The organism is Thiomonas sp. FB-6 (genome assembly GCF_000377645.1).
In the GTDB taxonomy this organism is placed as follows: domain Bacteria; phylum Pseudomonadota; class Gammaproteobacteria; order Burkholderiales; family Burkholderiaceae_C; genus Thiomonas_A.
Genome location: NZ_KB898478.1, coordinates 92,182 through 105,780, shown reverse-complemented (window position 1 = coordinate 105,780; position 13,599 = coordinate 92,182). Strand labels below are relative to the sequence as shown.

Here is a 13,599-nt window from a genome sequence, read left to right as displayed (position 1 = left end):
GCGTGGGGTGGAAAACTCAGGGGCGCAGGTAGGCGAAGCCCGCGTGTTCGAGTTGCATGATGCGCGCGACGCCGGCGGGCACCACGGTGGCTTCCGGCACCACCACCGGCATGTGGCCGATCTTGCGCGCCATCGCCTTCATGGTGTTGTGGCAGGCGTCGAACTCCACGCCTTCACTGTTCTCGGATTCGATGCGCGCGGCCACCGGGCTGTTCTTGAGCAGCATGGGCAGGCCGGGCCCGAAGGCGACCACGACCACGCGGATGTTCTCCTGGCCGAAGAAGTCGAGCAGGTTCTGCGCGTTGTTCAGCACCAGGTTCCAGTAGGTGGGGTCGTTCTCACTCACCTGGATCACCACCTGGCGCGTGGCGAAGGGCAGTTGATGGGCGAAGGTGGGGTGGTCGAAGTCGAACTTGGCCACCGGTTGGGCCGGCGCATCGGCGGCGCCGGCCGGTGCCGCGACGGCCAGGCCGAGACCGAGGGCGAGCAGCGCGGCCCGGAAAGCGCGAATCAGCTTCATGGCAAAAATCTCCTCGAGGGTGGTGCAGCCCAGGCCGGCCGCGGCAGGATCGAATCGATCCATAAACACATGCCTATATAGAAAAACGAAAACGCATTCTGCGCAACAATCCGCAAAAGTCCAATGGATTCTTCCCATGGGTGTTATCGGATTTATCGTTACAAATACCCTGGACGGTATATCCAGGGCGGCGCCCGGACCTGCTCAGCTTTGCACCAGGCGGCGCGAGCGGGCGATGGACAGCAGGATTCCCGTGCCCAGCATCAGCGTGGCCAGAGCCGTGCCGCCGTAGCTGACGAAGGGAAGGGGCACGCCGACCACCGGCAGGATGCCCGAGACCATGCCCATGTTCACGAAGGCATAGGTGAAGAAGATCATGGTGATCGACGCGGCCAGCAGACGCGAGAACAGCGTGGGAGCCTGGGACGCAATGTACAGGCCGCGGCCGATGAAGAACACATAGCTGAGCACCAGGGTCACGTTGCCCACCAGGCCCCATTCCTCGGCCAGCACCGCGAACACGAAGTCCGTGTGGGATTCCGGCACGAAATTCAGGTGGGCCTGGGTGCCGTGCAGGTAGCCCTGGCCCCACACCCCACCCGAACCGATGGCGATCATGGACTGGATGATGTTGAAGCCTGTGCCCAGCGGATCGGACTGCGGATCCAGCAGCATCAGGATGCGCTGGCGCTGGTAATCGTGCATGAAATGCCACAGTACCGGAGCCGCCGCGGCCGCCGCCACCGCGCCGGCCAGCAGCACGCGCCAGGACAGGCCGGCGAAGAAGATGACGAAAAATCCCGTGGACAGCACCAGCATGGCGGTGCCGAGGTCGGGCTGCTTCATGATCAGCCCCACCGGAATGGCCAGCAACAGGCCGGCGATGCCGTAGTCCCGCAGCCGGATCAGGCCTTCGCGCTTCTGGAAATACCACGCCAGCATCAAAGGCATGGCGATTTTCATGATTTCCGAAGGCTGGATCACCACCCCCAGGTCCAGCCAGCGCCGCGCGCCCTTGCGCACCAGACCGAAGGCCGCGGTGGCCACAAGCAGCGCCACTCCCAGCGTGTACAGGGGCACGGCGATCTGCATCAGGCGCTGCGGCGGCACCTGAGCCACCGTGAACAGCACGAGCAGGCCGAACAGCAGATTGCGCAACTGGTCGCTGAAATGGATGGGCTGGCCCTGCAGCGCGGAGAACAGCACGATGCAGCCGATGGCCACCAGCATCAGCAGCGCGCACAGCAGCGGCAGGTCGAAGCCGCTGACGTAGGGGCGCAGGCGCTGACGCAGCGAGGGGCGGTCGATCACCGTGTTCACAGGCGCACTCCTTCGTCCGGCAAGGGGCATTCGTGGGCGGCGCCGAAGCGGCTGAACAGCGGGCCGCCGCCGCATGCCGCGCCAGCGTAGCGCCCTTCCTGCGCCAGCGCGGCGCTGGCGCGCGCCTGCGCGTAGCCGCCCGCGGCGCGGGGTGCTGCCGGGCCGGTCGGGGCAGCCGGCATGGAGGCCGCTGCGGAGGCAACCGCCGGCCAGGGGCGCACCGGAGGCGCCGCGGCGCTGGAGGCCTCGGCCGCGGAGGAAGCCCCCGCCTGGGGCGGCGCGTGGGCGCCGGGCACCGGCGGCAGCCCGTCGCGCACGCCGGCGTAGCGAAAGGGCAGCGGCACGGGCTTGCGCCCGGAGATCTTCTGGATTTCCTCGTCGCTGGGCAGCTTGCCCAGCAGGTGGTAGTCGATCAGCTTGCGCGCGATCGGCGCGGCCGCGCTGGCGCCCCAGCCCGCGTGCTCGACGATCAGCGCGACGCAGATGGTGGGGTTGTCCGCCGGCGCCCATACGGTGTAGAGGGCGTGGTCGAGCAGGTGGCGCGCGAGGTCGGCGGACTCGTAGCGCTGGTGCTGGCCCACCGTGAACACCTGGGCCGTGCCGGTCTTGCCGGCGCTGGTGTAGGGCGCATCCTTGAACACCGCGTAGGCGGTGCCCTGCTTTTCGGCGTTCACGGCCACCATGCCGTCGTGCACCACCTGCCAGTCCGCGGCGTTCAGGTGCAGGCGCTCGGCGACTTCCGCGGGCGTCGGATCGAAGCGGTGCGTGGCCATGTCCTCCACCATGCGCACCACGCGGGGCTTGTGGCGCGTGCCCCCGTTGGCCATGGTGGCCAGCGCGTTGGCCAGCTGGATGGGGGTGAAGCTGTTGTAGCCCTGGCCGATGCCCAGGCTGATGGTCTCGCCCGCGTACCAGCGTTGCAGCGCGGGGGTCTTGTAGGCGTGCTTTTTCCAGGCCTTGGAGGGCAGGATGCCGCGCGCCTCGCCGGGCAGGTCCACGCCGGTCAGGCGCCCGAATCCGAAGTGGCGCGTCCAGTCGTGCATGCCGTCGACGCCCCAGTCGTTGGCCACCATGTAGAAATAGGTGTCGCAGGACACTTCGAGGGCCTTGTGCATGTCCACCTTGCCGTGGCCGCCGGGCACGTCGTCGCGGAACTTGTGGTGCCCGAGCATGAAAAAGCCCGGGTCGTTCAGCGTGTAGCTGGCGGTGCGCAGGCCCAGGCTCAGCGCGCCCAGCGCCAGGTAGGGCTTGTAGGTGGAGCCCGGCGGGAAGGTGCCGCGCAGTACGCGGTCGAGCAGGGGGCGGCGGGGGTCGGTGTTGAGCTGGTTCCAGTTCTGCGGATCGATGCCCTCGACGAACAGGTTGGGGTCGAAGGTGGGCATCGAGGCCATCACCAGCACCTCGCCGCTGCGCGGGTCCATGGCCACGCAGGCGCCGCTGCGCTCGCCGTACAGATCCTCGGCCAGCTTCTGCATGCGCGCGTCCAGCGACAGCACCAGGGTGCTGCCGGGTACCGGCGGCTTGCTGCGCAGCTTGCGCACCGGCTTGCCGGCGACGTTGACCTCCACCTCGTCGAAGCCGATGGTGCCGTGCAGCTGGCGTTCCCAGCCCAGTTCCACCCCGGTCTTGCCGATGTGGTCGGCCCCCTGGTAGTTGGCGGCCTGGTCGGAGTCCTGCAATTGCTGCTGCTCGCCGGCGCTGATGCGCCCGACCATGCCGATCACGTGGCAGCCCAGCGAGCCCAGCGGATAGGAGCGGAACAGCCGGGCGTGCACCTCCACGCCGGGGAAGCGGAAGCGCTGCGCGACGAAACGAGCGACCTCGGCGTCGCTGAGCCGGCTGCGGATGGGGACGGACTCGAAGCTGCGGCTTTGCGACAGCAGCGCGTGGAAGCGCCGTTCGTCGTGCGGGGAGATGGGCACCACCGCGCGCAGCGCGGCGATGGTGGCCGCCAGCCCCACCGTCTTGCTGGGCGTGATCTCCAGCGTGTAGGCGGCGAAGTTGTCGGCCAACACGATGCCGTTGCGGTCGACGATGAGCCCGCGCGAGGGCTGCACCGGCACGATGGCCACGCGGTTGTCCCGCGCCTGCAGCGAGTACTGGCGGTGGCGCAGCACCTGCAGCCACAGCCAGCGTCCGATGAGCAGCCCGAAGGCCAGCACGACACCGCCCACGGCAAGCAGCAGGCGCCGCCTGAAGCGCAGCAGTTCGCGCCCGACGTTCTTCAGTTCCGGGCTGTTCACAGCGGCCGATTCTCGTCGGGCGAGGGTGCGCGCCGCTGCGGGGCCAGCAGCAGCCAGCTCAACAGCGGCCACAACGCCGCCTGCAGCAGCGGCGCGGCCGCGTAGCTCAGGCCCGGCGGCGAGGCGCCGGCCGTCATGGCCACGAGGAACTCGAGCAGGCGCGCGGCCGCGAACAGGGGCAGGATCTGCAGCGCCTGCTGGGGCAGCGAGAACCACACCAGGCGCCGGTGCAGCATGACGGCGAAGAAGGCCAGCAGGCTGTAGGCCAGCGCGTGCTCACCCAGCAGCGCCGCGTGCTGGGCGTCGATCAGCAGGCCGAACACGAAGCCGGAGCCGATGCCCACGCGGCGCGGCTGGTGAACCGCCCAGAACACCAGGGTCATGGCCAGCAGGTCGGGCAGCCAGGGCTGGCGCCCCAGGGGCATGAACTCGAGCACCAGCGCGGCCACCAGCGTGACCCAGATGAACCAGGGTTGCGCCGCCAGCAGCAGCACCTCGCCGCGCGAGGGGCCGTCGCCGGAGGATGGGCGCGGTCCGCGCAGGGAACTCATGTCCGGGCCCTCGCCGTGGCGTTCATCGGCGGCGCGCCGCCGGCGTGGGCGGCTTCGGCGCCGGCTCCAGCGGGCGCTGCGGGGTGAGCACCAGCACGTAGCGCCCGGCGTCCACATGGGCCAGCGGGGTGCACAGCACGCGGGCGAAGGCCGAATCGGGCTCGCGCCGGACCTTGTCGATGCGCGCCACGGCCAGGCCCGCGGGGTAGACCCCGTCGAGGCCGCTGGTCACCAGCACGTCGCCCGGGCGCAGGTCGCCGTCGTTGGCCTGCCACAGCAGTTGCAGCCCGCCGGTGGTGGTTCCGGCGTCGCCCACCAGCACGCCGCGCGCGCGGTTGCGGGCCACTTCCACCGGCACGGCGGAGTCGCGGTCGGTGATCAGCGTGACCTGCGCGCCCAGCGGCGACAGCATGGTCACCTGGCCCAGCAAGCCGTGGGCGTCGATGACCGGAGAGCCGGGCTCGATGCCGGCGGTGGCGCCGCGGTCCAGCAGCAGCTTGCGCGAGAAGGGGTCGCGCGCCTGCGCGACGATCTGCGCGGCCGACGCGTGCACCGGCACCGCCGCGCGCAACTGCAGCAACTGGCGCAATTGCGCGTTCTGGCGTTCCAGGTCGGCTTCGCGCTGCGCCGTCAGCGCCAGTTCCAGGTTGCGCTGGCGCGCCAGCGCCAGTTCGGACTGCGCGCGCTCCAGGGATTCGGTGTGGCCGGCCAGCGCCTGCCAGGCCAGCCAGGGGCTGCGCGCCACCTCCACCACGGGGGCGACGGCCACGTCGATGCCCAGGCGCAGCGGCCCCAGCAGGTGCCAGCGCGCGTCCAGCGCCATGGCCAGCAGCGACAGCGCCGCGTAGAACACCAGCCGGGCGGCGGCCGACGGCCCTTGCCGGAAAAACGGCGGCGGGGAGCGCTCCAGGGTTGCGAAGGCCATCGCGTGATGCGCGCGCGCGGGGCGTGCCCCGCGCGAGTCTTACTCCGAGGTGAAAATCGTGCCCAGGCGGTCCATGCGCTCCAGGGCCATGCCGCAGCCGCGCGCCACGCAGGTCAGCGGGTCCTCGGCGACCAGCACGGGCAGGCCGGTCTCCTCGGCCAGCAGCCGGTCCAGGTCGCGCAGCAGCGCGCCGCCGCCGGTGAGCATCATGCCGCGCTCGGCGATGTCGGCGCCGAGTTCGGGCGGCGTCTGCTCCAGCGCGTTCTTGACCGCCGAGACGATATGGTTGATCGGGTCGGTCAGCGCCTCCAGGATCTCATTGCTGGAAATCGTGAAACTGCGCGGCACGCCTTCCGAAAGGTTGCGGCCCTTGACTTCCATCTCGCGCACCTCGGAGCCCGGGAAGGCCGAGCCGATCTCCTTCTTGATCGCCTCCGCCGTGGGCTCGCCCACCAGCATGCCGTAGTTGCGCCGGATGTAGTTGAGGATGGCCTCGTCGAACTTGTCGCCACCCACGCGCACGCTGCCCTTGTAGACCATGCCGCCCAGCGAGATCACCCCCACCTCGGTGGTGCCGCCGCCGATGTCCACCACCATCGAGCCGCTGGCCTCGCTGACCGGCAGGCCGGAGCCGATGGCCGCGGCCATCGGTTCCTCGATCAGGTACACCTCGCTGGCGCCGGCGCCGAGCGCCGATTCGCGGATGGCGCGGCGCTCCACCTGGGTGGAGCCGCAGGGCACGCAGATGATGATGCGGGGAGAGGGCTTGAACAGCGTGGTCTCGTGGACCATCTTAATGAACTGCTTGAGCATCTGCTCGGTGACCGTGAAGTCCGCGATCACGCCGTCCTTCATCGGGCGGATGGCCTCGATGTTGCCGGGCACGCGGCCCAGCATGGCCTTGGCCTCGCGGCCCACGGCCTGGATGGTTTTCTTGCCATGGGGCCCGCCCTCGTGGCGGATGGCGACCACCGAGGGCTCGTCGAGCACGATGCCCTTGCCGCGTACGTAGATCAGCGTGTTGGCGGTCCCGAGATCGATGGCCAGATCGGTGGAGAAATATCGGCGGAAGAGTCCGAACATGGCGAAATGGGCGTCCCAATACGTCGGTAAAAAGCAACGGATCCGGCGGCTCGACGCGGCAAATCAAGCACCGGGAATCCAGACATGTTACTGGATGACGGGCCGTACAATGGCCTCTTTTGCCTGCTCCGCGCGAAACGCCGCGGACGCGTCCAAACCGGCCATGCCCCTGCAACCCAGCGACATCCAGCGCATCGCAAGCCTTGCCCGGCTGAACCTGGACGCGGCCGAACAGGCCGCGATGCTCGAACAGATCAACGCCTTTTTCACCGAGGTGGTGGAACCGATGCGCGCGGTCGACACCTCCGGCGTGGAGCCGCTGGCCCATCCGCTGGCCGTGCTGCACGAAATGCCCCTGCGCCTGCGCGAGGACGAGGCGCGTCCCCCCGAGGCCCGGCTGCGCGAGGCGGCCCTGGCCAATGCCGCCGCCGCGCAGGACGGTCTGTTCATCGTGCCGAGGGTGGTGGAATGAGCCTCGCCGAACAAGACCTGCGCGGCCAGTTGCAGGCGCTGCGCGACGGCAGCGTGTCCAGCGAGGAACTGGTGCGCCACCACCTGGCGCGCATCGAGCGCCACGCGGGCCTGGGCGCCTTCGTCCATGTGGACGCCGACGCCGCGCTGACGGCCGCGCGCGAGGCCGACGCCGCTCGCGCCTCGGGCTCGGCGGCGCCGCTGCTGGGCCTGCCGCTGGCGCACAAGGACGTGTTCGTCACCCGCGACATGCCCTCCACCGCCGGCTCGCGCATGTTGGCGGGCTACCGCAGCCCCTTCGACGCCACCGTGGTGGTGCGGCTGCGCGAGGCCGGCGCGGTGTGCCTGGGCAAGACCAACATGGACGAGTTCGCGATGGGCTCGGCCAACGAGAACTCGGCCTTCGGCGCGGTGCGCAACCCCTGGGACGCCGGCGCCGTGCCCGGCGGCTCCTCCGGCGGCTCGGCCGCCGCCGTGGCGGCGCGCCTGGTGCCGGCGGCCACCGGCAGCGATACCGGGGGCTCGATCCGCCAGCCGGCGGCATTCTGCGGCATCACCGGCATCAAGCCCACCTACGGGGTGTGCTCGCGTTACGGCATGATCGCCTACGCCTCCAGCCTCGACCAGGCCGGCGCGATGGCGCGCAGCGCCTGGGATTGCGCGCTGGTGCTGGGCGCGATGGCCGGTTTCGACCCGCGCGACTCGACCAGCGTGCAGCACCCGGTGCCCGACTACACGGCCGCGCTGGACGCACCGCGCGAGGGCGCCGACGCCGCGCGCCCGCTGGCCGGGCTGCGCATCGGCCTGCCGCGCGAGTGGTTCGCGCAGGGCCTGTCCGGGGAGGTCGAGCAGGCGGTGCGCGAGGCGCTGGAGCAGTTGCGCGGCCTGGGCGCGCAACTGGTGGACATCGCGCTGCCGCGCAGCGACCTGTCGGTCGCGGCGTACTACATCCTGGCGCCGGCCGAGGCCTCGAGCAACCTCTCGCGCTTCGACGGCGTGCGCTACGGCCACCGCGCCGAGCAGTACGCGGACCTGGCGCAGATGTACGCCAACAGCCGGGCCGAGGGTTTCGGGCCGGAGGTCAAGCGGCGCATCCTGATCGGCACCTACGTGCTGTCCCACGGCTACTACGACGCCTATTACCTGCAGGCGCAGAAGATCCGCCGCCTGATCGCGCAGGATTTCCTCGCCGCCTTCGAGTCCTGCGACCTCATCGCCGGGCCGGTGGCGCCCACGGTGGCGTGGAACCTGGGCGAGCAGACCGATCCGCTGGCCAGCTACCTGGCCGACCTGCACACACTGCCGGCCAGCCTGGCCGGGCTGCCGGCGATGAGCGTGCCGGCCGGCTTCGGCCGCGGCGAGCACGCGCGGCGCCCGGTGGGCCTGCAGCTGGTGGCGCCGCATTTCGGCGAGGCGCGGCTGCTGCACGCCGCGCACCAGCTGCAGCAGGTGAGCGACTGGCACCGGCGCGCGCCGGCCCTTTGAGGGCGCGGCCCCTTTCCTTCCCGCGAGTTCCGAGCGAGCACCATGTCCTCATTCGCCCTTCCCGGCTGGGAAGTCGTCATCGGGCTGGAGACCCACGTCCAGCTGTCCACCGCGTCGAAGATGTTCTCCGACGCGCCCAACCTCTTCGGGCGCGAGCCCAACATGCTGGCCAGCGAGGTCGACCTGGCGCTGCCCGGCACGCTGCCGGTGGCCAATCGCGGCGCCGTCGAGCGCGCGATCCGTTTCGGGCTCGCGGTGGGCGCGGTGGTGGCGCCCCTGTCGGTGTTCGCGCGCAAGAACTACTTCTACCCGGACCTGCCCAAGGGCTACCAGATCAGCCAGTTCGAGATTCCCGTCGTGCAGGGCGGCAAGGTGCCCTACGTGGCCGACGGCGAAGCGCGCGAGGTGCAGCTCACGCGCGCGCACCTGGAGGAAGACGCCGGCAAGTCGGTGCACGGCGTGGACTGGGGCGGCCAGGACGCCACCGGCATCGACCTGAACCGCGCCGGCACGCCGCTGCTGGAAATCGTCAGCGAGCCGGTGCTGCGCAGCCCCTCGGAGGCGGCGGCCTATGCGCGCGCGCTGCACGCGCTGGTGATGTGGCTGGACATCTGCGACGGCAACCTGCAGGAAGGCTCCTTCCGCTGCGACGCCAACGTCTCGGTACGCCGGCCCGGCGCGCAGCTCGGAACGCGCTGCGAGATCAAGAACCTCAACAGCTTCCGCTTTCTGGAGCGCGCCATCGAGTTCGAGGCGCGGCGCCAGGCCGAGCTGATCGAGGACGGCGGCACGGTGCGCCAGGAGACCCGCCTGTTCGACCCCGACCGGGGCGAGACGCGCACGATGCGCACCAAGGAGGACTCGCACGACTACCGCTACTTCCCCGACCCCGACCTGCCGCCGCTGCTCATCGAGCCGGCCTGGGTGGAGCGCGTGCGTGCGCAGCTTCCCGAGCTGCCCGCGCAGATGGCCTCGCGCTTCGAGCGCCAGCACGGCCTGAGCGCGGCCGACGCCGCCTACCTGACCCAGAGTCGCGCGCACGCCGGCTATTTCGAGGCCTGCCTGGATGCCGGGGCGGCGGCCAAGCCGGCCGCCAACTGGATCATGGGCGAACTGGCCGCGGCTCTCAACCGCGACGAGCTCGACATGGCGGTCTGCCCGCTGCCCGCGGCCGAGCTGGCGGCGCTGATCGCGCGCCAGGCCGACGGCACGCTGTCGGGCAAGACCGCGCGCGAGGTGTTCGCGGCGTTGTGGCAGGGCGAGCGCGGCGTGGACGCCATCATCGACGCGCGCGGGCTGCGCCAGATCAGCGACGCCTCGGCCATCGCCGGCGCGGTGGCGGTGGTGCTGGCGGCGAACCCGAAGAACGTCGAGGAATTCCGCGCCGGCAAGGCCAAGGCGCTGAACGCGCTGGTGGGCCAGGTGATGAAGGCCACCGGCGGGCGCGCCAACCCGCAGCAGGTCGGCGAGGCGCTGCGCGCGGCTATCGAGGGCTGAAGCCCGGTCGCTTCGGCCCGGCCCGCGGGGGCCGAGGCCCCGGCAGCTTCAGCCGGGGCTCATTTCGCCGGGGCGTCGTCCCCGGTGGCGCGCTGGCGCGCCCACAGCGGGCGCAGGCGCGCCAGCAGTTCCTGGTAGCGCTGGTCGACGCGGAGGATCTCGCGCTGCTGCGCGATGATCATCTGCTGTTCCTCCGCGCGCTGGGTCTGGTTGATCTGCATGCGCGAGCGCAGGTCGGCGGGGTAGTTGCCGTTGGGGTAGAACTGCGCGTCCAGCGCGTTGTCGTGACGTTCGCGCTCGAGCACCTTCAGGCGCTGGCGCGCCGCGTCGATCAGGGCCTGCACGCTGTGCAGGTCGGCGGCGTGGGCCGACTGCAGCGAGGCCTCGTCCGGGTAGCGGGCCAGCAGCGCGCGCTCCTCGCGCTGGCGCCGCAGCTGGCGATCGCGTTCGGCCTGTTCGCGCTGCTGCGCCTGCTCCTGCTGCGCCTGCTGCTGCTGGGTGAGGATCAGGCGGCGCACGCTGCCGTCGGGGTTGAGTTCCTTGCCCCCGTACTGCAGGCAGTCGGAGCCCAGGTGATCGGTGGTGACGGTGCCGCCGCGTCCGTCATGGCACAGGAACACCGTGGCCTGCGCCTCGGCGGGCAGGCAGGCGCAAAGCGCCGCCCACACGGCCCAGGAGGCGCGGCTGCGAACTGCTTGGCTTTGCATCGGTGCATTCCCTCGTGACTCGGTTCGCCGGCGATCGGAACGGCAGCGGCGATCCCCGACAGAATTTTGCGCCCGGGCGCACAATCGCGGGTCCGCATGCGCAAATCTGCATACGTCGCGCGCCGCCGCGCCACGCCGCAAGTCTATCCAACCGCCCCACGTCTTCGCCATGTCTCGAGCTTCCCCCGCGCCCGCGCTGCGCGTCACCACCCTGAACGCCAACGGCCTGCGCAGCGCGGTCACCAAGGGGCTGGGGCCCTGGTTGCTGGAGCAGGCGCGCCCCGACTGGCTGTGCCTGCAGGAGATCCGGGTGACGCCGGCCGACCTGAGCGACGCCATGCGCGGCCTGGGCGGGCTGCGCGGGGCCTTCCACCATGCCGAGCGCCCGGGCTACAGCGGCGTGGGGCTGTACTACCGCATGGAGCCCGAGGATGTGCGCGTGGGCTTCGGCAGTCCCGAGTTCGACGCCGAGGGGCGTTACCTGGAGGCGCGCTACCGCCTGGCCGGCGGCCGGCGCCTGGCCCTGGTGTCGGTGTACTTTCCCTCCGGGTCCAGCAGCGAGCTGCGCCAGCAGGCCAAGTTCCGCTTCCTGCAGGCCTTCGAGCAGCACATGCGTGAACTGCAGTCGCAGGGCGAGGTGATCCTGTGCGGCGACGTGAACATCGCGCACAAGGAAATCGACCTGAAGAACTGGAAGGGCAACCTGAAGAACAGCGGCTTCCTGCCCGAGGAGCGCGCCTGGATGAGCCACGTCATCGACGACCTGGGCTGGGTGGACGTATTCCGCGCGCTCAACGCACAGCCCGACCAGTACACCTGGTGGAGCAACCGCGGCCAGGCGCGCGCGCGCAACGTCGGCTGGCGCATCGACTACCACCTGGCCACGCCGGGGGTGGCGGCGCTGGCGCGCCGCGGCAGCGAGAGCATCTACGTCGACCAGCGCTTTTCCGACCACGCGCCGCTGTCCATCGATTACGAACTGTCGTTCTGAAGGCGCCGCATGCGAATCCGCGATCTGCTGCTGGCCCTGCTGACGGTGGTCATCTGGGGCAGCAACTTCGTCGTCATGAAGCTGGGGCTGCGCGGCCTGCCGCCGCTGCTGTTCTGTGCCCTGCGCTTTGCCTTCACCGCCTTTCCCGTGGTGTTGCTGGTGCGCCGGCCGGCGCTGCCCTGGTGGCGCGTGGCCGCGTGGGGGATCGCGCAGTTCGCGGTGCTGTTCGGCCTGCTCATGACGGGCCTGAAACTGGGCATGGCGGCCGGCCTGGCGTCGATCGTCATGCAGCTGCAGGCCTTTTTCACCATCGCGCTGGCCTGGGCCCTGCTGCGCGAGAAGGCGCGCCCGGTACAACTGCTCGGCGGGGCGATCGCGCTGGCCGGCATGGGCGTGGTGGCCTGGAACCTGCAGCAGCGCACCTCGCTGGTCGGCCTGTTGCTGCTGATCGTCGCCGCCGCGTCGTGGGCGGTGGCCAACGTGATGGCGCGCCGCCTGGGCCCGGTCAACGCGGTGGCGCTGGCGTCCTGGGCCAGCCTGTACGCGGTGCCTCCGCTGCTGCTGCTGTCGGTGCTGCTCGAGGGCGCCGGCACGGACCTGCGCGCGCTGCGCGACATGGACGCGATGTCCTGGCTGGTGGTGGGCTTCCAGGCCTACCCCGCCACGCTGTTCGGCTTCGGCCTGTGGGCCATGCTGATGCGCCGCTATCCCGCTGCGCAGATCGCGCCGTTCACGCTGCTGGTGCCGGTGAGCGGGATGCTCACCGCCGCGCTGGTGCTGCACGAGCCGCTGCAGGCCTGGAAGCTCGCCGCCGCCGCCATGGTGGTGGGCGGCCTGGCGCTGAACCAGATCCCTTCGCTGCGCCACCGGCTGCTGGCGCAGCGCGCCTGAGCAGGGCCGGCACGCCGTTGCCGGCGCAGTCGCGGCGGGCGCGGCCGTAACGGGCACAATCGCAAAGGGCACAATCGCAGCCTGAACACTGGAGACAGCGGCATGGATCTGCAACTTTCGGGAAAGCGCGCGCTGGTCACCGGCGGCAGCCGGGGCATCGGCAAGGCCGTGGCGCGGGCGCTGGCGCAGGAAGGCGCGCTGGTGGCGCTGCTGGCGCGCCAGGAGCCGGCGCTGCGCGAGGCGGCCGCCGAACTGGCCGCGCAATGCGCCGCCACGGTGGTGGCGGTACGCGCCGACACCACGGACGAGCAGCAGGTGCTCGCGGCGGTGCGCGAGGCCGAGCGCCTGCTCGGCGGCGGCATCGACATCCTGGTCAACGCCGCTGCCGAGCCTTCAGGCTTCGCGGCGCCGCCGACCATCGAGCAGATCCGCGCCGACTACCTGCTGGGCGAGGTGGACACCAAGGTCATGGGCTACCTGCGCTGCGCGCAGGCGGTGGTTCCGGGCATGCGCGAGCGCGGCTGGGGGCGCATCGTCAACGTCAGCGGCCTGGGCGCGCGCCAGACCGGGCACGCGGTGGGCAGCGTGCGCAATGTCGCGGTGTCCGCGCTGACCAAGAACATGGCCGATGAACTCGGCCGCTTCGGCATCCAGAGCTCGGTGGTGCACCCCGGCACCACGCGCACCGAGCGCACGCCCGCGCTGGTGGCGGCGAAGGCGAAGGCGCGCGGCGTCGAACCCGAGGTGATCGAGCAGGAGATGGCCGCCCAGAACTCCATCCGCCACCTGGTGGACGCTTCCGAGGTGGCCGACGTGGTGGCCTTCCTGTGCTCGCCGCGTTCGCGCGCGATCAACGGCGACGCCATCGCCGTGGGCGGCGGCGCGCCGCGCAGCATTCATTACTGAGCGGCGTCC

The 13,599-nt window shown here is 70.9% G+C and carries 13 protein-coding genes; 6 read left to right on the top strand and 7 right to left on the bottom strand.

What is annotated here, in order from left to right; genetic code table 11:
* Positions 1–16: 16 nt before the first annotated feature.
* From D466_RS0109110 to D466_RS0109085, 6 genes are all read right to left on the bottom strand, one after another.
* Positions 17–520 (bottom strand): DsrE family protein, encoded by a 504-nt coding sequence (locus tag D466_RS0109110; RefSeq protein ID WP_038165829.1) that lies wholly within the window; start codon positions 518–520, stop codon positions 17–19.
* Positions 521–724: 204 nt separating this feature from the next.
* A complete protein-coding gene (gene rodA, locus D466_RS0109105; RefSeq protein ID WP_018913406.1) occupies positions 725–1,840 on the bottom strand; it encodes a rod shape-determining protein RodA in 1,116 nt (371 codons plus the stop codon).
* On the bottom strand, positions 1,837–4,083 hold the full coding sequence (gene mrdA / locus D466_RS0109100; protein WP_018913405.1) for a penicillin-binding protein 2: 2,247 nt from the start codon (positions 4,081–4,083) through the stop codon (positions 1,837–1,839). Before mrdA ends, rodA begins: the two co-directional genes overlap by 4 nt.
* Positions 4,080–4,634 (bottom strand): rod shape-determining protein MreD, encoded by a 555-nt coding sequence (gene mreD / locus D466_RS0109095; protein ID WP_018913404.1) that lies wholly within the window; start codon positions 4,632–4,634, stop codon positions 4,080–4,082. Before mreD ends, mrdA begins: the two co-directional genes overlap by 4 nt.
* Positions 4,635–4,656: 22 nt before the next feature.
* Complete coding sequence (gene mreC / locus D466_RS0109090; RefSeq protein ID WP_018913403.1) at positions 4,657–5,559, bottom strand: rod shape-determining protein MreC; 903 nt, start codon at positions 5,557–5,559, stop codon at positions 4,657–4,659.
* Between the two features lie 39 nt (positions 5,560–5,598).
* On the bottom strand, positions 5,599–6,642 hold the full coding sequence (locus D466_RS0109085; RefSeq protein WP_018913402.1) for a rod shape-determining protein: 1,044 nt from the start codon (positions 6,640–6,642) through the stop codon (positions 5,599–5,601).
* A gap of 163 nt (positions 6,643–6,805) precedes the next feature.
* Here D466_RS0109085 and gatC point away from each other — a divergent pair, with 163 nt between their 5' ends.
* From gatC to gatB, 3 genes are read left to right on the top strand one after another with little or no spacing between them, the layout of a single operon-like run.
* Positions 6,806–7,114 (top strand): Asp-tRNA(Asn)/Glu-tRNA(Gln) amidotransferase subunit GatC, encoded by a 309-nt coding sequence (gene gatC / locus D466_RS0109080; protein WP_018913401.1) that lies wholly within the window; start codon positions 6,806–6,808, stop codon positions 7,112–7,114.
* Positions 7,111–8,598 (top strand): Asp-tRNA(Asn)/Glu-tRNA(Gln) amidotransferase subunit GatA, encoded by a 1,488-nt coding sequence (gene gatA, locus D466_RS0109075; protein WP_018913400.1) that lies wholly within the window; start codon positions 7,111–7,113, stop codon positions 8,596–8,598. Before gatC ends, gatA begins: the two co-directional genes overlap by 4 nt.
* 42 nt (positions 8,599–8,640) lie before the next feature.
* Positions 8,641–10,095, top strand: a complete 1,455-nt coding sequence (gene gatB, locus D466_RS0109070; protein WP_018913399.1) for an Asp-tRNA(Asn)/Glu-tRNA(Gln) amidotransferase subunit GatB — start codon at positions 8,641–8,643, stop codon at positions 10,093–10,095.
* A gap of 59 nt (positions 10,096–10,154) precedes the next feature.
* On the opposite strand, the gene D466_RS0109065 is transcribed toward gatB, so the two are convergent.
* The gene (locus tag D466_RS0109065) at positions 10,155–10,802 is read right to left on the bottom strand and encodes a hypothetical protein (protein ID WP_018913398.1); all 648 of its coding nucleotides are present in this window, start codon (positions 10,800–10,802) and stop codon (positions 10,155–10,157) included.
* A 169-nt stretch (positions 10,803–10,971) separates the two neighbouring features.
* Here D466_RS0109065 and D466_RS0109060 point away from each other — a divergent pair, with 169 nt between their 5' ends.
* The 3 genes from D466_RS0109060 to D466_RS0109050 all read left to right on the top strand — a co-directional run bounded on the left by D466_RS0109060 (position 10,972) and on the right by D466_RS0109050 (position 13,590).
* Positions 10,972–11,793 (top strand): exodeoxyribonuclease III, encoded by an 822-nt coding sequence (locus D466_RS0109060; protein ID WP_018913397.1) that lies wholly within the window; start codon positions 10,972–10,974, stop codon positions 11,791–11,793.
* 9 nt (positions 11,794–11,802) lie between these two features.
* The gene (locus D466_RS0109055; RefSeq protein WP_018913396.1) at positions 11,803–12,684 is read left to right on the top strand and encodes an O-acetylserine/cysteine exporter; all 882 of its coding nucleotides are present in this window, start codon (positions 11,803–11,805) and stop codon (positions 12,682–12,684) included.
* Positions 12,685–12,786: 102 nt separating this feature from the next.
* Complete coding sequence (locus tag D466_RS0109050; protein ID WP_018913395.1) at positions 12,787–13,590, top strand: SDR family NAD(P)-dependent oxidoreductase; 804 nt, start codon at positions 12,787–12,789, stop codon at positions 13,588–13,590.
* Positions 13,591–13,599: the final 9 nt, after the last annotated feature.

Coding starts and splice junctions, on each gene's coding strand:
- D466_RS0109110 (WP_038165829.1), bottom strand. CDS start 520: ATGAAGCTGATTCGCGCTTTCCGGGCCGCGCTGCTCGCCCTCGGTCTC.
- mreD (WP_018913404.1), bottom strand. CDS start 4,634: ATGAGTTCCCTGCGCGGACCGCGCCCATCCTCCGGCGACGGCCCCTCG.
- mreC (WP_018913403.1), bottom strand. CDS start 5,559: ATGGCCTTCGCAACCCTGGAGCGCTCCCCGCCGCCGTTTTTCCGGCAA.
- D466_RS0109085 (WP_018913402.1), bottom strand. CDS start 6,642: ATGTTCGGACTCTTCCGCCGATATTTCTCCACCGATCTGGCCATCGAT.
- gatC (WP_018913401.1), top strand. CDS start 6,806: ATGCCCCTGCAACCCAGCGACATCCAGCGCATCGCAAGCCTTGCCCGG.
- gatA (WP_018913400.1), top strand. CDS start 7,111: ATGAGCCTCGCCGAACAAGACCTGCGCGGCCAGTTGCAGGCGCTGCGC.
- gatB (WP_018913399.1), top strand. CDS start 8,641: ATGTCCTCATTCGCCCTTCCCGGCTGGGAAGTCGTCATCGGGCTGGAG.
- D466_RS0109065 (WP_018913398.1), bottom strand. CDS start 10,802: ATGCAAAGCCAAGCAGTTCGCAGCCGCGCCTCCTGGGCCGTGTGGGCG.
- D466_RS0109060 (WP_018913397.1), top strand. CDS start 10,972: ATGTCTCGAGCTTCCCCCGCGCCCGCGCTGCGCGTCACCACCCTGAAC.
- D466_RS0109055 (WP_018913396.1), top strand. CDS start 11,803: ATGCGAATCCGCGATCTGCTGCTGGCCCTGCTGACGGTGGTCATCTGG.
- D466_RS0109050 (WP_018913395.1), top strand. CDS start 12,787: ATGGATCTGCAACTTTCGGGAAAGCGCGCGCTGGTCACCGGCGGCAGC.